Genomic DNA, 19873 nt, shown 5'->3' on the forward strand with positions numbered 1-19873 from the left:
CCGGCCGGGCTAAACCCGGCCGACGGCTTGGGAGATCAGCGCAGCGCCTGCTTGGCCAACTCGGAGACGATCTCATAATTCTGCGGCGTGACGAAGCCGGCGCCGGTGTCGACATTCATCGGCGCCAGGCCCAGCACCACTTGCTGGCAGAGGCTGAGGATCGGCAGATAACCTTGCATGAATGGCTGCTGGTCGGCGGTCAGCTGCACCCAGCCGCCCTTGAAGGCCTCGACGATCTGCGGGCTGGTGTCGAAGCCGAAATTGAAGATGTCGCCCGGCTTCCGGCCAGCGGCCTGCATATAGGTCGGCACATTGCCGAGCATCTGTCCGCCGGGATAGCCGACCGCCTTGACGCCGGGATTGTTGAGGAGTGCCGCGGTGATCACCGGGATCGCCAGATTCGGATCGGCCGCCCACTCGGTTGCGGAATTGATTTGAACGACATCGATGCCGGCCTCTTTCAGGGCGGCGACCGTCCCACGCTCGCGTGCGCCGCGACTCTCATTCTCGAACGGGCCGATCATGATCGCCTTGTCGCCGGCTTTCAGCCCGGCCAGCTTGAACGCCTCGGCGCCAAGCGCGCGTCCCTGCTGTTCCTGCTGGGCGCCGACATAGCCGCCGCCGAACGCCGCCGTCACCGTTGGCACCGGTACGTTCTGGTACATCATCTTGATGCCGTCCTTGTGCGCCTGTTCGGCCAGCGGCATGATCGCCGCGTCGCCGGGATGGCCCATCATGGCGATGCCGCCGGGCTTGACCGCAACCGCCTCGCGCAATTGCTGCACCATCTTTTCGACGTCCCAGCCCGAGAAGATGTAGTCGACCTTCGGGCCGAGATCGGCCGCCGCCTGCTTGGCGCCATTATAGACGATGGTGCCGAAGGCGTCGCCCTCGGCGCCACCGACGAAGAAGCGGATGTGGACGTCCTTGCACCATTGCGCGTCGAGCGCCTGGGCCGGCAGTGTCGAGATGGCGGCGGCGATGGCCGTGGTGGCCGCCACGACGGTCGTGCGCAGAAGTGTTGTTCTCTTGGCGATGCTCATGCACGTTCCTCCCTTTGTTTTCCCTCGCCAGCCGAGGGCTTCGGACGATTGCTTCGGCAGTCCCACTACGGCCGGCTCCTCCCGCCGGCCGATCCTCACATCAAATTGGCCTCACGCCGGATTTGGCAGATAGCTTGCGCCTCCCCGGCATTGCTTCAAATAGTCCAGGGCCCGCGCCTGGCCGGTGATTTCGAGATCGCCGCGATAGACCGGGTCGTGCCAGCCCTCGATGTCGATGGCGCCCTTGTATCCGGCCAACCGCAATTCGCTGATCACGCGCGCCCAGTCGCTGTCTCCGAAGCCAGGCGTGCGCATCTGCACGAACGGGAGCCGGCCGAACACGCCATGCTCGCGGATGACATCCCAGCGCACCGTCGCGTCCTTGCCATGGACATGGAAGATGCGCGACGCCCATTTGCGGATTTGCGGGATCGGGTCGATCAGATAGACGAGCTGATGGCAGGGTTCCCATTCCAGGCCCAGATTGTCGTCGGGCAATTCGTTGAACATCAGCTCCCAGGCGTCCGGATTGTGGGCGATGTTCCAGTCGCCGGCAGCCCAGTTCCCGTCCATGGCGCAATTCTCGAACGCGATGCGCACGCCCTTGTCGGCGGCGCGTTTGGCCAGCGGGCCCCACACTTCGCGGAAGCGTGGCAGGCTGTCGGGCAACGGCTTGCCACGAATGCGTCCGGTGAAGCCGCTGACCGTCGAAGCGCCGAACAGATGTGCGTTGTCGATCACCGTTTCCCAGGCCTTGAGCACGCCGCGATCGACATCGCCGCTCTCCAGCGGATTGCCGAACACGCCGAGCGACGACACGGTGACATCGGCATCGCCGATCGCCTCGCGGATCTGGCCGGCCAGCCGCGGCAGGTCCTTGCCGCCCAGCGTCTGCCAGAAGAAGGGCTGGATGCTCTCGAAACCGAGCGGCAGGATCTGCTTGATGTAAGCCGCCGGGTCGTCGAGATTGGCCCGCACCATGGTGCCGATCCGGATGTCGAGAAGCGGGTTTGGCATCACGGTACTTCCCTTGCAATCGTCACGCGGCGTCCGGTCTCGGCGCTATCGATCGCGCCGAAAACCATGGCCAGGCTCTTGATGTTGTCGGCGCCGTGCGTCTCCGGCTCGGTGCCGGTCTCGATGGCGTGCATGAAATCCCTGATAATGCCGAGATGGCCGCCAACGCGGTCCGACGCGTCGAGCGGCGGCACCTCGATCACCTCGGTTCTGTCGAACAGGCCATCGCGGCCCGGCACCACAACCTCTGCCTTTAGCGCATCGTGGCCATCCCAAATAAGGCTGCCGCGCTCGGCGACGACGCGCCAACTGCCTTCCCAACTGGTGCGGAAGCCGTCGGCGCACCAGGAGCCGGCATAGGTGAAGACCTTGCCGCCGCCGAGATCGAACACGGCGCTGGCCGATGATCCCTGCCGGTACCAGGAATTGGCCGGCTCCCATTCCTGGCAATAGACGCTGGCCGGCTCGCCACCGGCCATGTAGCGGGCGGCATCGAAAGTGTGGATCGCCATGTCGAGCAGCAGCACATGCGCCATCTCCTCGCGAAAGCCGCCGAAATGCGGCCCGACGAAGAAGTCGGCATGGATGCTGGTCGGATTGCCGATGGTGCCCGACTCGAGAAACCGCCGGATGCGCCTGACATTGGCGACGTAGCGGCGGTTCTGGATGACGGCGTGAACTCGTCCTGCCTGTTTGGCTGCCTCGATGATGGCGCGGGCGTTCTCGGGACTGTCGGCCAGCGGCTTCTCGGTCAAGAGATGGCAATTATGCGCAAAGGCGGCAAAAGCGACATCGCGCCGGGCGGCGGGGACAACGACATCGAACACCGCGTCAGGCCTGGTCTGGTCGAGCACCGCGTCGAGGCTGGTGCCGATGACGGCGCTGGTGAGCTCGTATTCGCCCGCCCTCGCCTTCGCCCGTTCGGCGTCGAGGTCGACAAGGCCGACAATGGCGAGCCCGTCGACCTGCCTCGCGGCATCGAGCCACTGCTTGCTCATCGCTCCACAGCCGACGAGGACGACATTCATCATCCGGCATTCCTCCCGTCCGGCCCCTCCAGGCCGAATGTCACGGCATCCACGGCATCACCGTAAACGTTTTTCCGTAAACGTTTACGAGAACACACCCGATAGCGTAGAATGTCAATCGGCTGCTTCTCAAAAATTGGCCCGAAGCCTTGGCCTGAGCGGCAGCCGGTGCTAGAGCAGTTCAGCGTTTCAAGAAACGGCGAACTGCTCTAACTCTTTGTTTTGACGCAGTTCCGAGCGGAAAACCGCTTCGCACTTTTCCTGGGATTGCTTCGACCAAGGCAGGGGGAGACTATCCGTTGGCGTCCAGCATTCATGACCTTGCCCGTCACCTGAACATTTCGATCGGCACCGTGTCGCGGGCCCTGAACGGCCGCGCTGACGTCAATGCCGACACGCGCCAGCGCGTGCTCGATGCCGCCAAGAAGCTGAACTATTCCCCGAACCAGTCCGGCCGGAGTCTGCGGCAAGGCGCCACCCATTCGATCGCCTTCATGCTGCAGCCGCATCCGGGCGACCAGCAATATGGCGAACCCTTCTTCATCCCGTTCCTGATCGGACTGCAGGGCAGGCTCGCCGAAAGCGGCCTTGACCTGACCGTGGTGATGGGCGCGCCGGGCGACTATCAGCAGGAGCGCCTGCGCCGTGTGGTCGAAACGCGACGCGCGGACGCGGTGGTGCTGGCCTGGACACGGCGCGAGGACGAGCGCATCGACTACCTGACCGAGACAGGCTTCCCCTTCGCCACGCTCGGCCGCAGCCGCACCGGCGGCAAGGCCTACCCCTCGCTCGATCTCGACTTCGAAAAAGCCGGCGCCGATGCGGTCGACCGGCTGGTGGCACGCGGCCATCGCCGCATCGCCGCCATCCGCCCATCGCTCGACCTCAATTTCGGCCACCTATTCCTCGCCGGCTACCGCAAGGCACTGCGGCGGCACGGTATCGAGGTCGATCCCGCGCTGATCGCCGATGGCTTCATCAACGAGGCCGGCGGCTACCAGGTGACGCCGCGCGTGATGTTGGCAAAAGACCGGCCCACCGCCATCATCTACAACAATGACGCCATGGCGCTCGGCGGTTGCAAGGCGCTGGCCGAGATGGGCATCAAGCCCGGCCAGGACATGGCGGTGACCGTCATCGTCGACACACCGCTCTGCCGCTATTTTTCCCCGGCGCTGACCGCCTTCCGCCCGGCGCTGGAGCCGATGGGCCGGCGGCTGGCCGAAATGCTGTTGGCATCGCTTCCCGCCTTCGCCGGGCCGGAAGGCCCGCGCATCATCCGCGAGGTATGGCCGCTGGAGCTGATCGCACGCGACAGCGATTGATGGAAGCGAAGAAGGTGCTCAGTCCACCTCCTTCTCGCCCCTCTCGCCTGCCTTCACGATGTCACCCGTCGTGAACAGGATTTCCCTCAGTTCCGCCCGCCAGTCCTCTTTCTGGCGCAGCAGGAATTCCAGGTCCATGCCGAAATGCTTGAACTCCTCGCCTTGCGCGTTCTTCATGATGGCGCGGGCTTGCGCGTCCTTCTCCACCGACATGCGCTGTTCATACCAGGAGATCGCTTCCGCCTCCTCGATCAGCGAGGTGATCATGCGGGCAAAGGTCCGCACCTCCTGCGACAATTCTTCCGGCGGTTCGTGATACTGGTCGAAACCCATGTCGTCCTCCGTGAGCCATTCCCATGAATGCCACGGAGCGCCGCCGGTTCCGCATCATCGCTGCAATTCCGCCAACGCCCGCTCCAGCGGCGCCGACGAAATCTGGATCGGTCCGGAGAATGCCACATCCATGTCGAGGATCAGGTAGATCGCCCCGGCGATCAGTGCGGCCGACACCATGAAGGTTCCGGCAGTGATCGCATTCCTGGGCGCCCTGAACCCGAAACTGGCAAAGATCAGCGCCAGCCACGTAACCAGCATCGCGATCAGCGGCCAGGGGATAGCGCCCTCCGACTGCTCGACTAGGATCCAGCGCAGTTCCAGCACTTTCTGCAGGCGCTGGCGTCCATCCTGCAAAAGGGAACCACGTACAGCGTCGGGCGGCGTCAGCGCATTCAGCCGCAAGCCGATCTCCGTCAGCAGACGTTCGGACAGCTGGTTGGCGACGATAGTCGTCTCGCTGTTTTGTGACGAGGTGGCCACCACCCTCTGTGCATAGGCGACCAGGGGCTGGCGCACTGCGTCGGTTTCCGGGCCATATAGTCGCAATGTCCTGTCGAGGAGGATCAGCTCCGTCGCATAGGCGTGCACATTGTGATCGATCGATTCGAACGTGTTCTTGGCCGAGTTGATCATCAGTCCGAGCATCAGCGAGGTCATGACCCCGAACAGATTGGCGGCGTGCCGAACCACGGTATTGGTGTCGTCGTCACGATGTTTGACCGGCAATTTCGGCCAGATCGCCATACTGGCGAATGCCGAGGCCGCCAGGCACAGGAAGATCACCGTTGCGATGAATGCTTCGCGCATGCCGCGCATTTCTGCACGGTGTGCGCCAATTGCCAATGGCAAGGCACCGATCGCATAGCGTAAGTTGCGTTTCCAGCCGTTTCTCGTGTCTCACGACACAGGCGGCGCCCCGCCTTCCTCGGTGCGCCGCGCGATGAACTCGTCGAGCACGCCGGCCGTGGTGGCAGCCGTCGCCGGAGCTTCGAAATCGGCGAGGATGCGCCGCCAGATGCCGGTGGCGCGTTCGCTCGCGGTCTTTGATCCGCCTTGCGTCCAGTTGCCGAAATTCGACCAGTCAGCCACCAGCGGTTCGTAAAAGGCAGTGCGGTAGCGCGCCATCGTATGGCCGGCCGAAAAGAAATGCCCGCCGGGCTGCACCTCGGCGATCGCCTCGAAGCCGATGGACTCGTCGTCGCCGGGCGTTGCTGCGCACAGTTCCGCGACCGTCTGCAACGCCTCGACGTCGGTGACCAGTTTCTCCAGGGAAACGCTCAAGCCGCCTTCCAGCCAGCCGGCGGCATGAATGCAGACCGTGGCGCCGGCCAGAACCGAGCCCCACAATGCGAACTGCGTCTCATGCGCGGCCTGCGCATCCGAGATGTTGGCCGCGCTGCCGCCGCCGGACCGCCACGGCAGGCCGATGAAGCGCGCAAGCTGGCCGGCACCCAGCGTTGCCTTGACATGTTCGGGCGTGCCGAAGGCCGGCGCTCCGGATTTCATATCGACATTGGAGGAGAAGGAGCCGTAGACGACCGGCGCGCCGGGCCGCACGATCTGCGCCAGCGTCAGCCCGGCCAGCGCTTCGGCATGCTGCAGCGTCAGCGCGCCGGCCACGGTGATCGGCGCCATGGCGCCCGCCAGGCAGAACGGCGTGATGATCGAGACCTGCCCCGCCTTGGCGAAATCGATGATGCCTTGCGCCATGGGTATGTCGAGCTGACGCGGCGAGTTGGTGTTGATGACGGTGTAGCACCAGGCGTTCGAGCGGAACGCCTCCTCCGACAGGCCGCGCGCCAGCCGCAGCATCTCGAAACCGTCCTCGACTTGCGGCGTGCCGCGCGCGAACACGAAGGGAAACTTGTCGGACAACGTCAGCTGCGCACGATTGACGGCATAGTGGCGAAACCGGTTGTCGACATCCTGCGGCTCGACGCAAGGACCGAGCATATGCAGCACGTCGAAATGCTGCACCAGCTTGATGAACTCCTCGAAGGCGGTGAACGTGCCGGGCCGCCGGCCGCGCTCAAGATCGGTGACGTTGGGCGCTCCGCTTCCGGCAAGAAACGCCATTGACCCGAGTTCCAGCATCAGATCGCGGGAAGGATCGCCACCACGGGCATGGATCGACCTCGGCGCCGAGGCCAGCGCCGCCGCCACCATGTCGCGGCCGATGCGCACCATGTCGGTGCCTGGGTCGACCAGCGCGCCGGCGCGGGCGAGATACTCGCGTGCCTGCGGCAGCAGCACCTTGATGCCGAGTTCTTCCAGCACGCGCAGCGCCGTGTCGTGGATCGAGGCGACCTGATCGTCCGAAAAGACCGGCTGCGGCAGGAACGGGTTCTTCAGCGACCGGTAATTGGGCCGGCGGCTGCTTTCGCTGCCGGCCTCGCCCGCGCGTCCGCGCCTGCGCTCGCGCCTGGCATCACGTGCCGCATCATCGACCATCGGAAATCCTCCTCATTGCCGCATCGCCTTGCCTTCGGGGTCGTAAGGCGAAGCCGCGATGACGCGCGCCGGCCGCTCGACGCCGACAATGTGCACGGAAAGCGCTGTCCCCTCCTCGGCAAAATCGTCGTCAATCAACGCCAGCGCGACGCTCTTGCCGATCGTGTAGCCAAATCCGCCTGACGTGACGAAACCAATGCGCCGGCCGTCGCGCCAGACCGGCTCGAACCCGCTGGCGTCTGCATCGAGCGCATCGATCTCCAGCGTCACGATCCGTTGCGAGGCGCCCGCCTGACGCTCCCTCAGTGCCGCTTCGCGGCCGACGAAATCGCCCTTGTCGAAGGCGATGAAACGGTCGAGGCCGGCCCGGCGGGGCGTATAGCCCTGCGTGAATTCGCGCGACCAGATGCCGAAGCTCTTCTCCAGCCGGAGCGCATTGAGCGCGTAGTGGCCGATCTCGGCCAGGCCGAGATCCTCACCGGCGGCAAGCAGCGTCTCGCGCAGCGTGGCGTGCATGGTCACGGGGCAACTGATCTCGAAGCCCAGCTCGCCGGCGATGGAGAGGCGCGCCACCCGCGCGCGCACCATGCCGATGTCGAACGCACCGCAGGCCATGAACGGCAGCGCCGCGGCCGACACATCCTGATGCGTGGTGCGCTCCAGTATCTTGCGCGCATTCGGCCCGGTCAGCAGGAAGCCGGTCATCGCGTCGGAAATGTCTGACACCGCGACGCCCTGCGCCGCCTGGCTCTCGAACCAGCGCATGTGGAATTCCCTGAGATAGTAGGAGCCCATCAGCCAATGGTCGCCGTCGCCCCAGTTGATGACAGTGAGATCGCCCTTCAGCCGCCCGTCTGGGCCGAGCATGGGCGCCAGCCGCGCCTGTCCGGCTTTCGGCAGCTTGCAGGCAAGCAGCCGGTCGAGCCATGCCTCGGCGCCCGGGCCGGACACCGCGTAGCGCGAATAGGCCGAGATATCGACGAGGCCGGCGGCACGCCGTGCCTGCAGCGCCTCGTCGCCGACGATATCGAAGGCATTGGAGCGCTTGAGCGTGGTGTTTTCGCGAAAACCCATCGGTGCGAAATAGGCCGGGATTTCCAGCCCCCACGATGCTGTCCATTCGCAGCCCGCCGCGCTCATGCCGTCATAGGCGCCGGGGCGTTTCAAAGGCCGGCCGGCCGGCAGCCGCTCATTGGGAAAGGTCATGACGAAACGGCGTGAATAGAATTGCCGCGTCGTCTGCTTGAGATATTCCCGGTTGGCGGCGAAGGCACCGTAGCGGGCAATGTCCATGCCGAAGATGTCGGCCTGCGGCTCGCCGAAAATCATCCATTCGGCCAGCGATTTGCCGACGCCGCCGCCCTGGCTGAAGCCGGCCATGACGCCGCAGGCGACCCAATAGTTTTTCAAGCCGCGCACCGGTCCGACGATCGGATTGCCGTCGGGGGTGAAAGTGAAAGCGCCGTTGACCCATTTTCGGATGCCGGCCGTCGCCAGGCACGGAAAGCGTTCATGCGCCTTGGCGAGTTCCGGGCTGATGCGGTCGATGTCTTCCGGGATCAGCTCGATGCCGTAGTCCCATGGCGCGCCGTCCATGTTCCAGTGCTTCGGGTTCTGCTCGTAGACACCGAGCAGCACGCCCTTGCGCTCTTGCCGTAGGTAGGAAAAGCCGTCGAGATCGACGGCGATGCCGATCTCCCGGTTGAGTGCCGCGATCTCCGGAATGTCCTCGGTGATGAAATAATGATGCTCCATCGGCGTTACCGGCAGGTCGACGCCGGCCATGCGGCCGAGCTGCTTTGCCCACAAGCCGCCGGCGTTGACGACATGCTCGGCGACGATGGTGCCCTGCTCGGTGACGACGTCCCAATGGCCATCGGCGCGCGACTTCAGCTCGACGACACGGTTGCGCAGGATGACGTCGGCGCCGCGCTTCTTCGCGGCACCGGCATAGGCATGCGTGGTGCCGTAAGGGTCGAGATGGCCTTCGTTGGAATCGTGCAGGCCGCCGAGCACGCCGGTGACATCGACGATCGGGCAGAGTTCCTTGATCTCTTGTGGACTCACCAGCCGGGCGGTCTCGATACCGACCGACTGGAACACCGCCCATGCCGATTTCAGCCATTCCCAGCGCTGGGGATCGCTGGCGATGTTGACGCCGCCGGTCATGTGCAGGCCGATATCCCGGCCGGATTCAGCCTCGATCTCACGATAGAGATTGATGGTGTAATCCTGCAGCGCCGCCACATTGGGGTCGGCATTGAGGGCATGGAACCCCGCCGCCGCATGCCAGGTCGAACCCGCCGTCAGTTCGGCGCGTTCGATCAGCGCTACTTCAGACCAGCCGAACCGCGTCAGATGGTAAAGCACCGAGGCGCCGACCACGCCACCCCCGATAACCACTGCGCGATAGTGCGACTTCAAGGCTTCCTCCCGATCTGTCAGAAACCGCATCATATATGTACTAGACATAAGTGTCCAGTGGATGACCGATGCAGCTCGCCGGGCCGAGCCGATGCGCGGTGGACAATCAATTCTTTCGCCCGAGCGCGTGTTTTATCGGCCTGCGAACATACCGGCGGACAGGCATGTTCGCACTGTCACGCAAGCATCATGTTCGCGCCTTAGACCGATTTTCGGGGCGGCGCGCGGCATCATCGATGTGCCGCCTCTTTCAGCTTTTCGTCCTTCGGCCGCCCCGGCACATCCGTCACAAGAGGATCATCCATGAAACACCTGCACCGAACCGCGTCGCTCGGCGTCGCGCTGGCCTTGTTCACCGCCTTGACGCCGGCGCTCGCCGACAGCACCGCGACCGTCGGCGGCTTCGTCAACAAGGGCCTGATCGGCGTCGGCCGCATCCCGGCCGCTCAGCGCGACAAGTTCGGCGAGACGTTTGGCTCGGGCTCCGGCATGGCGATCGACACATCCGGCTGGACGCGTGACGCGGCCGGCTACAAGGGTTCTCTCTGGCTGCTGCCCGATCGCGGCTATAACGTCGCCGGCACCACCGATTACCGGCCGCGCCTCAACACGATCGGCATCGAGTTTACCCCGGCGGCACCAGGCGCCGCCGCGCAGGCGGAGACGGAGGTCAAGGCGACGCTTGCCGACACCATGCTGCTCACCGACGACAAGGGCGCTGATGCCACCGGCCTCGATCCGCTGTCGGATGTACGCGCGGCCGCCGGCGACATGCCGATGCTGCCTGCCGCCAGCAATGGCAAGCTCGCCCTCGACAACGAGGCGATCGTGCGGCTGCCCGACCGCTCGATGTTCATCTCCGACGAATATGGCCCCAATATCTACCGGTTCTCCGCGCAAGGCCGCCTGCTGTCGGCGACCCAGCCGCCGGCAGCCCTCGTGCCGATGCGCAAGGGCACGCCGAATTTCTCTTCGGACAATCCCGGCCCAGGCGCTGCCGAGCCCGACCCGAAAGATCCCGAGACCGGCCGCCAGAACAACCAGGGCCTCGAAGGCATGGCGATGACGCCGGACGGCAAGTTCCTGATCGCCGTGCTGCAGTCGGCGGCCAGGCAGGATGGCGGCGATTCCGCTTCGACCCGGCAGAACACCCGTGCGCTGGTCTATGACGCCTCCGACCTCGCCCATCTGAAGCTGGCGCATGAATATGTCGTGCCGCTGCCGGTGTTCAAGGATGCCAAGGGCAAGACCAAGGTCGCCGCCCAAAGCGAGATCGTGGCGCTGTCTGACAAATCATTCCTGATGCTGGCGCGCGACAGCGGCAACGGCCAGGGCGTGAAGGGCGACACCTCGCTCTACCGCGAGATCAACATCGTCGATGTCTCCGCCGCAACCGACATCGCCGGCACGGATTTCGACAAGGACAAGCCGGTCGCCCCCAAGGGTGTGCTCGACCCGTCCGTGACGCCGGCCAAGCTGACCCCGTTCATCGACATCAACGACAATGCCCAGCTCAACCGCTTCGGCCTGCACAATGGCGCGCCGAACGACCACAACAACCTCTCCGAGAAATGGGAAGCGATGTCGCTGGCGAGTGTGCTGGATCCGAAGCTGCCCGACGACTATTTCCTGTTCGTCGCCAACGACAACGACTTCCTCGCTCAGGACGGTTTTCAGGTCGGCGCGCCCTACAGGGCCGACGACGGCGCCGATGTCGACACCATGTTCCTGGTCTATCAGGTCACGCTTCCAGGGCTCGGCAAGAAGTAGCGACACGGCGAGGGCGGACGCGCCGGGCGCGTCCGCCCTCGCCGTGGCTGGCACGATCGAAGGACCAGCACCTCGGCCACGGTTCGCCCGCGCAGGGGTGCATCTCGATCCGGCCTGCGATATCATCATGGACCGGATCCAAATCAGCTTTGCCGAGTTCCCCGCCATGGACGAGAAAATGCCGGCACGTCGGCGCACCGGCGACCTGACCAGCGGGCCGATCCCGCGCACGCTGCTGCTGTTCGCCCTGCCGGTGCTCGGCTCGAACGTGCTGCAGTCGCTCAACGGTTCGATCAATGCTGTCTGGGTTGGCCGTTTCCTTGGGGAATCGGCGCTGACCGCCACCTCCAACGCCAACCTCGTGCTGTTCCTGATCCTCGGCACCGTGTTCGGCATCGGCATGGCGGCCACGATCCTGGTGGCGCAGTCAGTCGGCGCCCGCGACCTGCCCGAGGCGCGCCGCATCGTCGGCACCAGCGCCACTTTCTTTTTCCTCGTCTCGGTGATCTTCGCGGTCTGTGGCTGGATCTGGGTCGACGCCATCCTCAACACGCTCGGCACACCGGCCGACGCCTTGCCGCTGGCGCGTTCCTATTTGCGCATCATCTTCGTCGCCGTGCCGATGATGAACCTTCTGTCCTTCGTCATGACCGTGCTGCGCGGTGCGGGCGATTCACGCACGCCTTTCATCTTCATGGCGCTGGCGGTTGTCCTCGATGTCGTGCTCAACCCGCTGCTGATCCGTGGCATCGGGCCCTTCCCGCAACTCGGCATCGCCGGATCGGCGACCTCGACGCTGATCGGCCAGACGGTGAGTGTCATCGCCATCCTCGTCGTGCTCTATGCGCGCAAGCATCCGTTGCGGCTGGCCGGCGCCAACCTCGCGCTGCTGCGGCCCGATCCCGCTTTGCTGCGCATCGTCGTCTTCAAGGGCGTGCCGATGGGCCTGCAGATGATCGTCATCTCGGCGGCGGCCCTGACGGTGATGGGCATCGTCAATTCCTATGGCTCGCAGGTCGCCGCCGCCTATGGCATCGCCGCGCAGCTGTGGACCTACATCCAGATGCCGGCGCTCGCCATCGGCGCCGCGGTCTCCTCGATGGCGGCGCAGAATGTCGGTGCCGGCCGCTGGGACCGGATCGGCCGCGTCGCCGCCTCCGGCGTCGGCTTCAACCTCGTCCTGACCGGCGCCCTGGTCGCGCTGCTGTGGCTTTTCGACCGTTCGATCCTCAGCCTGTTCCTGAGCAGCGACAGCGCGGCGATCGACATCGCCGCCCACATCAACACCGTGGCATCCTGGTCGTTCGTCCTGTTCGGCATCACCATCGTGCTGTTCGCCACCGTGCGCGCCACCGGTGCCGTGATGCCGCCGCTGATCATCCTGGTGATCTCGGTGCTGGTCGTGCGCACCGGCTTTGCCTATTTCATGCGCGGCGTGCTCGGCGTGGAAGCGCTATGGTGGAGCTTTCCGGCGGGCTCGATCACCTCGCTGGTTCTGGCCGCTGCCTACTACCGCTTCGGCCGCTGGCGCACCATGCATATGATCGAGAACAGGCTCGCCGCCGGCGAGCCTCCGGACACCGGGCTCGGCGTGCCGCGCCAGCGCGCGCATCTTTCACCTGAGACGCCGAATGGCTGAAGTCCCTGCCCGATCGGTTCTTGGCTTCAACGCCTGTATTTCAGTCCAAAGGCAAGCGCCACCAGCGCAAACACGACGATCATGCCGGCGAATGCGAGGCTCGCGGCGACGGGGCTGGCATAGGTCGATACGATGCCGATACCGATGACAGGCAAGGCGTTGCCGACAAAGCAACAGATGAAGAAGCTGGACACCACTTCGGCGCGGCGATCCCGCGGCGCGATCTCGTTCACCACCTGCAGGCCACCACGGTAACCGAGCGCTGCCGCAACGCCACAGCACGCCGTCGCTGCGACCATCAGTGCCATCGAGGCCAGCACCTGCGCCGCCACCACCAGCAGGACGCTTGGGATCATCAAGGCCAGCGCCGCCAGCATGGCCTTGCTGCTTTGCAGGCGCATCAGCGCCACGATGCTGATCGCCGCAACGATCGCCAGTTCGAAGAACAACGCGCCGGCGACGGCGTGGTTCGTCTCATGCAGTTGCTGCGCCAGGATGCTCGGCGCCAGCGCTGCGTAGAAGCCGACCAACGCCATGGCGCCAAAACCGGTCACCGCCGGCGCAACGAAGCGCGCCCGGATATCCTCCGGCACGGAAAGCCGCGGCCGCATGGAAATCTGATTGAGGCTGCCCGGCTTCGACACGGTTTCGCGCGTGCGCCAGATCAGGATGGCCACCACCACGAGTGCCGCCAGATAGACGATGAAGACCAGCCGCAACGGCCAGGGCTCATACTGAGCCAGCAGTCCTGAGACAAGCGCACCCAACCCGAGGCCGAGGAAATTGGTGCTGGTTGTGATGACGCTGGCGCGCGACTTGTCGGCATCGGGGAGGAGTTCGGCGATCCACGCCGTCCCGGTCCCAGCGCCGACACCGATGCCGAGCCCGCTCAGGATGCGGGCTATGTCGAGCGAGAGGACATTTTCGGCGAACAGGAAGACAAACGCGCTGACGATGGCGACGACCATGGCGGCCAGGGCCGCGGGCCGGCGCCCGACAACATCGGACGCGCCGCCGAACACCAGCAAGGCGCCGAGATTGCCCACGACATAGACCGCGTAGACCAGCGTCAGCGTGATCTGCGAAAAGCCGAATTGCTGCTTGTAGATGACATAGAGCGGCGTCAGCGCTGTGCTGCCGGCAAACAGCACGGCGATCAACGCGGCGACAGTCGGAATGGCAAGGGCGTCGCCGCGAGCCTGTTCTTGCGTATGCGCCAAATCACGAAAGGTCATGGCCAAACCTCGCTACCGGCTTCGGGGATAGCGACCCTAACGCGTTCTCATCCCCCGACGTTCCGGCCGGCTGGCAGGCTCCTGACACCACGGTGGGCCCAGGCCTGAACGGGAGGCCTCGGTGAACGGGCTCGGATCGGGCACTCCCTCGAGCCATCACGACATCCAGCAACCAATTATTTGCAGGGAAAACCGGGCGCGATCTTGCACTTGCCGGGGCGCGGTCTGTGCGGCGGGCGGTGGTGCGGAGGGCGATGCGGCCTGTGGTGCCAGTGCGGCGGCCGATGCGGCGGGCGAACGACATGGGCCCGCGACAGATAGCCGGAACTTGCCCAGCCGCTGACACCGCCGCCATGGATCCTGCACCAGCCCGGCTCACAGCCGGTCACGTCAACCCTGAAACCGGCCGGCAGCGTCCCGACCTTGGCGTATCCCGCGCCGGGCCCGGTGCGGACATTGAGGCTGGTCGTGGTGTGGGCGCTGTAGGCAAAGGCCGCTGCGGATGTCCCGAGGACCGCGGCCAGAATGGTCGCTATCGCAAGCAGAAATCGAAATCTCATCAGTCCCTCCATTCGATCCCGGCCGCTCGACTGGTTCGACCAGGGGTTGCATCAAAGGAAGAGAAAGCAGCAGGAAAAGTCAACAAGCGGCCAATGCCGATCATCAATTCAGCGGCTCCGGTGCCGGAGTTTCCCCTGACGTAGTTGAGGAATTTCCCAGGTGCCGTTTATCGGCCCGGCAACATAAGCTAACAATTTACTTTCTTTCGACAATTCGTTTGCGGGCAAAAAGGCTGGAATCATGGGCAAAGGCAGGGTCGAGGCGTTCACCGACGGTGTGGTGGCCATCATCATCACCATCATGGTGCTGGAACTGAAAGTGCCGCATGGCGAGGATTTTTCCGCCCTGGCACCGTTGTGGCCGATCTTCTTCTGTTACGTGCTGTCGTTCATCAATGTCGGCCTCTACTGGAACAATCTGCACAACATGTTCCACACCGTGCAGCGCGTCGACGGCGCCGTGCTGTGGGCCAACCTGCATCTCCTGTTCTGGCTGTCGTTGATGCCGGTAACGACCGCTTTCATGGGCGAGAACCATTTTGCCACGGTCCCAGTCGCCGTCTATGGGCTAGACCTCGTTCTGTGCGCGACGGCTTACAGCTTCCTCGTCCTCGCGCTGCGTCGGCTGCACGGGCCGGATACCGCCTTCGCCAAGGCAATCGGCAGGGATCGCAAAGGAAGGCTCTCGCTCGCCGTCTACATTGCGGCCATCGCGCTCACCTTCCTCAGCCGGTGGATTGGTGTGGCGCTCTATGTTGCCATTGCCTTGGTCTGGCTGGTGCCCGATACGCGTTTTTCGCGGATGATCGAAAAATAGCTGCGGTCTAGTCGTTCGCCCAATCCTGAGGGAAAGCCGCTACGCGCTTTCCTGGAATTGCTACTTGCGCATCGCTTTCAGCTTTTCCGCCACCGAGGCGGCCAGGTCGGCATAGCGCTCCTCCAGCCGCTCAGCCGCCTTGATGATCGAGAAATCATGGCCGAATTTCTCCAGTGCCATACGCAGTTTCTCGACGAACTCGGCCTGTTTTTCCAGCGCCGAGAACAGTGTTTTCACCTGGGCTTCGCTGATGTCGGGGTTGGCCAGCATCTGCGACACCTCGCGCCCCATCTGGTCGCCGATGGCGGTCTGCTCCTTCAGAATTGCGACCCAGTCCGTCAATCGAAAATCTCCATTTGCCCCGGCAAAAGTCTCCTTTTGCCCCGGCAAAGTCTCCTTTTGCCGGGGCAGCATGCGCAGCCTCGACCGGCCTGGTCAACCCGAACCAATCCATCTCACCCTGGCGCCCGCCGCGGTTTCGAGACAAGGACAGGCGTGAAAACAACGCCTTGGATGTGTGGAGTGGGTCTTCGGGCGCAGCGGGCCGACAGAGGCTTGCGCAAGCTTGTTGCGGCGCTAAGTTCTGCGCCATCGCAAGAAGGAAACCATCGCCGATGATCCCCGACACAGAGATTCAGACCGCCCTGCCCGCCCTTGGTCCCGGCAACACCGCCGTCATCACCGGCGCTGCCAGCGGCATTGGCCTGGCAGCCGCAAAACGGCTTGCGCTGATGGGCATGAGGATCGTGCTCGCCGACATTGGCGGGACACGCCTTGATGATGCTTCCCGCACCGTGTCGGCCATTGCCGGCAGCGATGCCGTGCTGGCCGTTGCATCAGATGTTTCGAAGGCCGATGAGGTCGATCGTCTCGCTGACCGGGCATTCGGCGCTTTCGGCGAGGTCTCGCTGCTGATGAACAATGCCGGCGTCGGCGACAATCCGGGAAAACCCTGGGAAAACCGCGATGCCTGGAAACGGCTGCTCAACATCAATTTCTGGGGTGTCGTACATGGCGTCGAAGCCTTCGCGCCGCGCATGCTGGCGTCGGCCAGGCCGGGCCTGATCGTCAACACCGGCTCCAAGCAAGGCATCACCACGCCGCCCGGCAACCTTGCCTACAACGTCTCCAAGGCCGGCGTGAAGACGTTCACCGAAGGCCTGGCGCATGCGCTGCGCAACGAACCCGGCGCTCGCCTGTCAGCGCATCTGCTCATCCCCGGCTTCACCTATACCGGCCTCACCGAGGGTGCGACGGAAAAACCGGCCGGCGCCTGGACTGGCGAGCAGGTCGTTGATTTCATGTTGGAATCCCTGGTCAGGGGCGACTTCTACATCTTGTGCCCGGACAACGAAGTAGCACGGCCGCTGGACGAAAAGCGCATGGCATGGGCGATCGGCGACATTATCGAGAACCGCCCTGCTCTGTCGCGCTGGCACCCGAACCACAAGGATGCTTTCGCGGCTTTCATGAAAGACTGATTTTCAAGCCGCGTGCTTTTTCGGAGTTCGCTTTTGCGACAAGGCTTTCTTTGCGGCCATGGCGGCGATCTTGTTGTCATGCCGTCGGGCGGCCCGTTCGCATTTGGCGCGGATTTCCTCGACCTCGGACTCCGTCAGGTGCTCGATGCCGATGAAGTGGTTGTGGGCACGGCTCACCCGGATCAGTTCGTCGAGCTTCGTCTGGATCGCCGCACCGTCGCGGTTCTGGGTGTTCTGGATGAGAAACACCATCAGGAAGGTGATGATGGTGGTGCCGGTGTTGATCACCAATTGCCAGGTGTCCGAGAAACCGAAGAATGGTCCGCTTGCCGCCCAGACGATGATGATCAGGCCGCAGACGGCAAATGTCAGCGGCAGGCCGGTCACGTGGGCGACCCAGTTGGCGATCTTGGTGAAAAGCTTTTCCATCTGTCGAAATCCGTCATGGCTGCCGCGATGAGAAACCATCGGCGGCCGTTTCAGGTTCCCGCCGGCAACAAATACAATCGAATACACGCACTGCGCGCATGAGACGAAAGACACACTTTATCAGTTTAATGCGAGGGTAACCGTGCAGGCAAAAGTGCCTGTTCCGCCCGCTTCAAAGCGGTTTACCTCCGGCCCCTTCCGCCGCGCCACCCCCGCATGGCGGAAGGGGTTTCAGTCCGGAAACCGCGGACCGAAGACGACCGGCGGTCTCAAGCCTCGTCGTCTTCCCAGCGATCGAGGAAGGCCTCGATCGGCATTGCCTGGATGTCGGGAACCGCCCTGGCGATTTTCTCGACCGGCCAATCCCACCAGGCGAGAGCTTCGATCCGTGCGGCTATTTCAGGAGCAAAGCGTGGCCGGAGCGGCTTCGCTGGCACCCCGGCGGCGATCGTGTAGGATGGCACGTCCCGCGTCACCACCGCATTGGCGCCGATGACCGCGCCATTGCCGATCGTGACGCCTGGCATGATCACCGCGCCGTGGCCGATCCAGACATCATGGCCAATGGTCACCGCTTTCGCCCGCCGCCGCTCGCGGAACGCCGCATCGACACCCAGCCAGCGAAAATACTCGTTCGGCCGATAGCTGACCTTGTGCTGGGTCAGCCGGTCGATCGGATGTTCCAGCGCATTGATGCGGCTGTTGGCCGCGATCGAGCAGAATTTGCCGATCGTCGTATAGATCGCCTCGGCATGGCGCTCGAAATAGGAGAAGTCGCCGACGCTCACCTCGCGCAACACCACCCGCTCGCCGATCGAAGCGTAGCGGCCAAGCTTGCATGCCTTCAGGTCCGCGGTCGGATGGATGCGCGGTTCTGGATCTTTGAGGACGAGGTTTTCGGAACGGTCCATTCGGCGGCTTTACCCCCGAGCGATTGGTCCCGCAAGCGGGACAATCGTCCGTCAGACCAGTTCCTGAAAGGTCAGACCGCGCCTATTTCGGCTTGCCCTTGCTCCACACGACGTTCTGGCCGTAGAGCGGCACCGTTGTGACCGACATTTTGGCCGAGCCGTTCTGCACCTGACGCGAGTGCGAAAGGTAGATCAACGTCTCGTTGGCCTTGTCGTAGATACGGTTCACCACCTGCTTCTTCCAGATCAGGCTGATGCCTTGCTTGAAAACCTCTTCGCCGCCCTCGCTCGTGTCGATGTCGCCGATGGTGATCGGGCCGGTCTGACGGCAGGAGATGGATGAATCGGAGGGGTCCTCGAACCAGTTGCCCTTGTGCAGGCGATCGATGATGCTGCGGTCGAAATAGGAAACATGGCAGGTCACACCCTCAACCTTAGGATCCTTGATCGCTTCGACGATGATGTCATTGCCGACCCAGTCGACGCCGACCTTGCCGACTTCCTCGGCGACGGCGCTACCGGCGCCAAGCAGGACGCATGCGGCCAACGCGCCGCCAACCAATTTTCGCCCAATCAGTTCGAGCCCAACCAGTTCGAGCAAGGGGAGCCTCCTGCGGTTCGAGTTGCCGGTCTCAGGTGGGGCGGACCGCACGGCTTTGCAAGCGGATATGTCGACACCACCGTGGTTGCGGCAACGCGGCACTTTGCCTGCGCGGGGCCGAACCGCTAAGACTGTCGCACCGGCGCGGCGTTGAGCCGGCGCGATGATTTCTGCAGACGGACCTTTCTGATGATGCGTTCTATCCTGGTCGGTATTCTCGTCCTGATGGCGGCCGGCATCGGCTGGCTGACCTTCGACTGGTATCGCGGCCATTATGGCGGCGAACCGTTCGGCGCGCCCTTCACCCTGGTCGACCAGAAAGGCGCACCGATCACCGAGGCCGCGTTCCGCGGGCAGCCCAGTGTCGTCTTCTTCGGCTTCACCCACTGCCCCGAAGTCTGCCCGACGACCTTGTTCGAACTCTCCGGCTGGCTGAAGACGCTCGGCGACGACGGCAAGAACTTGCATGCCTATTTCGTCTCGGTCGATCCGGAGCGTGATACGCCGCCGGTGATGAACGCCTATGTCAGCAATTTCTCCGACCGCATCACCGGCATTACCGGCGATCCGGACAAGGTTCATGCCATGGCCAAGTCGTTCGGCATCTACTGGAAGAAGGTCGACACCGGCGACGGTGACTACACGATGGACCACACCGCCTCGGTGCTGCTGCTCAACGGCAAGGGCGACTTTGCCGGCACGATCGCCTATGGCGAAAGCGCAGAGACCGCCGTTGAGAAGCTGAAGCGCCTGGCGGCCAAGGGCTAGAGCTTGATCCCGAAAAGTGGAAACCGGTTTTCGGACCA

The 19873-nt window shown here is 64.0% G+C and carries 19 protein-coding genes; 6 read left to right on the forward strand and 13 right to left on the reverse strand.

Annotated features, from left to right (window positions below; translation table 11 throughout):
* Positions 1-35: 35 nt before the first annotated feature.
* The 3 genes from JT360_RS01845 to JT360_RS01855 all read right to left on the reverse strand — a co-directional run bounded on the left by JT360_RS01845 (position 36) and on the right by JT360_RS01855 (position 3091).
* Complete coding sequence (locus JT360_RS01845; RefSeq protein WP_214469784.1) at positions 36-1043, reverse strand: substrate-binding domain-containing protein; 1008 nt, start codon at positions 1041-1043, stop codon at positions 36-38.
* Between the two features lie 111 nt (positions 1044-1154).
* A complete protein-coding gene (locus JT360_RS01850; protein WP_214469785.1) occupies positions 1155-2060 on the reverse strand; it encodes a sugar phosphate isomerase/epimerase family protein in 906 nt (301 codons plus the stop codon).
* Positions 2060-3091, reverse strand: a complete 1032-nt coding sequence (locus tag JT360_RS01855; RefSeq protein ID WP_214469786.1) for a Gfo/Idh/MocA family protein — start codon at positions 3089-3091, stop codon at positions 2060-2062. The genes JT360_RS01850 and JT360_RS01855 overlap by 1 nt, the downstream gene beginning before the upstream one ends.
* Before the next feature lie 296 nt (positions 3092-3387).
* On the opposite strand from JT360_RS01855, the gene JT360_RS01860 reads away from it, so the two are divergent.
* Entirely contained in the window at positions 3388-4413 is a 1026-nt protein-coding gene (locus JT360_RS01860; RefSeq protein ID WP_214469787.1) for a LacI family DNA-binding transcriptional regulator, read from the forward strand.
* A gap of 18 nt (positions 4414-4431) precedes the next feature.
* On the opposite strand, the gene JT360_RS01865 is transcribed toward JT360_RS01860, so the two are convergent.
* The 4 genes from JT360_RS01865 to JT360_RS01880 form a co-directional block, all read right to left on the reverse strand.
* Entirely contained in the window at positions 4432-4746 is a 315-nt protein-coding gene (locus JT360_RS01865) for a ferritin family protein (protein ID WP_214469788.1), read from the reverse strand.
* 54 nt (positions 4747-4800) lie between these two features.
* A complete protein-coding gene (locus JT360_RS01870; protein WP_214469789.1) occupies positions 4801-5556 on the reverse strand; it encodes a bestrophin-like domain in 756 nt (251 codons plus the stop codon).
* A 90-nt stretch (positions 5557-5646) separates the two neighbouring features.
* Positions 5647-7200 carry a trimethylamine methyltransferase family protein gene (locus JT360_RS01875; protein WP_214469790.1) on the reverse strand — a complete coding sequence of 518 codons (1554 nt, stop codon included), beginning with the start codon at positions 7198-7200 and terminating at the stop codon, positions 5647-5649.
* Between the two features lie 12 nt (positions 7201-7212).
* Complete coding sequence (locus JT360_RS01880; protein WP_214469791.1) at positions 7213-9624, reverse strand: GcvT family protein; 2412 nt, start codon at positions 9622-9624, stop codon at positions 7213-7215.
* A gap of 303 nt (positions 9625-9927) precedes the next feature.
* Between JT360_RS01880 and JT360_RS01885 the strand changes: the two genes are divergently transcribed.
* Both JT360_RS01885 and JT360_RS01890 read left to right on the forward strand, forming a co-directional pair.
* A complete protein-coding gene (locus JT360_RS01885) occupies positions 9928-11394 on the forward strand; it encodes an esterase-like activity of phytase family protein (protein ID WP_214469792.1) in 1467 nt (488 codons plus the stop codon).
* 166 nt (positions 11395-11560) lie between these two features.
* On the forward strand, positions 11561-13033 hold the full coding sequence (locus tag JT360_RS01890; RefSeq protein WP_214470101.1) for an MATE family efflux transporter: 1473 nt from the start codon (positions 11561-11563) through the stop codon (positions 13031-13033).
* Positions 13034-13059: 26 nt separating this feature from the next.
* On the opposite strand, the gene JT360_RS01895 is transcribed toward JT360_RS01890, so the two are convergent.
* Positions 13060-14268: an MFS transporter gene (locus JT360_RS01895; protein WP_214469793.1), complete on the reverse strand. Its 1209-nt coding sequence runs from the start codon at positions 14266-14268 to the stop codon at positions 13060-13062.
* 176 nt (positions 14269-14444) lie between these two features.
* Positions 14445-14828 (reverse strand): SH3 domain-containing protein, encoded by a 384-nt coding sequence (locus tag JT360_RS01900; RefSeq protein ID WP_214469794.1) that lies wholly within the window; start codon positions 14826-14828, stop codon positions 14445-14447.
* Positions 14829-15069: 241 nt separating this feature from the next.
* On the opposite strand from JT360_RS01900, the gene JT360_RS01905 reads away from it, so the two are divergent.
* Entirely contained in the window at positions 15070-15645 is a 576-nt protein-coding gene (locus JT360_RS01905; RefSeq protein ID WP_214469795.1) for a TMEM175 family protein, read from the forward strand.
* A gap of 60 nt (positions 15646-15705) precedes the next feature.
* On the opposite strand, the gene JT360_RS01910 is transcribed toward JT360_RS01905, so the two are convergent.
* A complete protein-coding gene (locus tag JT360_RS01910) occupies positions 15706-15987 on the reverse strand; it encodes a hypothetical protein (protein WP_214469796.1) in 282 nt (93 codons plus the stop codon).
* Between the two features lie 272 nt (positions 15988-16259).
* Between JT360_RS01910 and JT360_RS01915 the strand changes: the two genes are divergently transcribed.
* A complete protein-coding gene (locus tag JT360_RS01915) occupies positions 16260-17126 on the forward strand; it encodes an SDR family NAD(P)-dependent oxidoreductase (RefSeq protein WP_214469797.1) in 867 nt (288 codons plus the stop codon).
* A gap of 3 nt (positions 17127-17129) precedes the next feature.
* On the opposite strand, the gene JT360_RS01920 is transcribed toward JT360_RS01915, so the two are convergent.
* From JT360_RS01920 to JT360_RS01930, 3 genes are all read right to left on the reverse strand, one after another.
* Entirely contained in the window at positions 17130-17555 is a 426-nt protein-coding gene (locus JT360_RS01920) for a low affinity iron permease family protein (protein WP_214469798.1), read from the reverse strand.
* Between the two features lie 269 nt (positions 17556-17824).
* Positions 17825-18466 carry a transferase hexapeptide repeat family protein gene (locus JT360_RS01925; RefSeq protein ID WP_214469799.1) on the reverse strand — a complete coding sequence of 214 codons (642 nt, stop codon included), beginning with the start codon at positions 18464-18466 and terminating at the stop codon, positions 17825-17827.
* Between the two features lie 82 nt (positions 18467-18548).
* A complete protein-coding gene (locus JT360_RS01930) occupies positions 18549-19067 on the reverse strand; it encodes a CreA family protein (RefSeq protein ID WP_214469800.1) in 519 nt (172 codons plus the stop codon).
* A gap of 189 nt (positions 19068-19256) precedes the next feature.
* Here JT360_RS01930 and JT360_RS01935 point away from each other — a divergent pair, with 189 nt between their 5' ends.
* Positions 19257-19835, forward strand: a complete 579-nt coding sequence (locus tag JT360_RS01935; RefSeq protein WP_214469801.1) for an SCO family protein — start codon at positions 19257-19259, stop codon at positions 19833-19835.
* Positions 19836-19873 lie beyond the last annotated feature (38 nt).

The organism is Mesorhizobium sp. dw_380 (assembly GCF_018588885.1).
GTDB lineage: Bacteria > Pseudomonadota > Alphaproteobacteria > Rhizobiales > Rhizobiaceae > Mesorhizobium.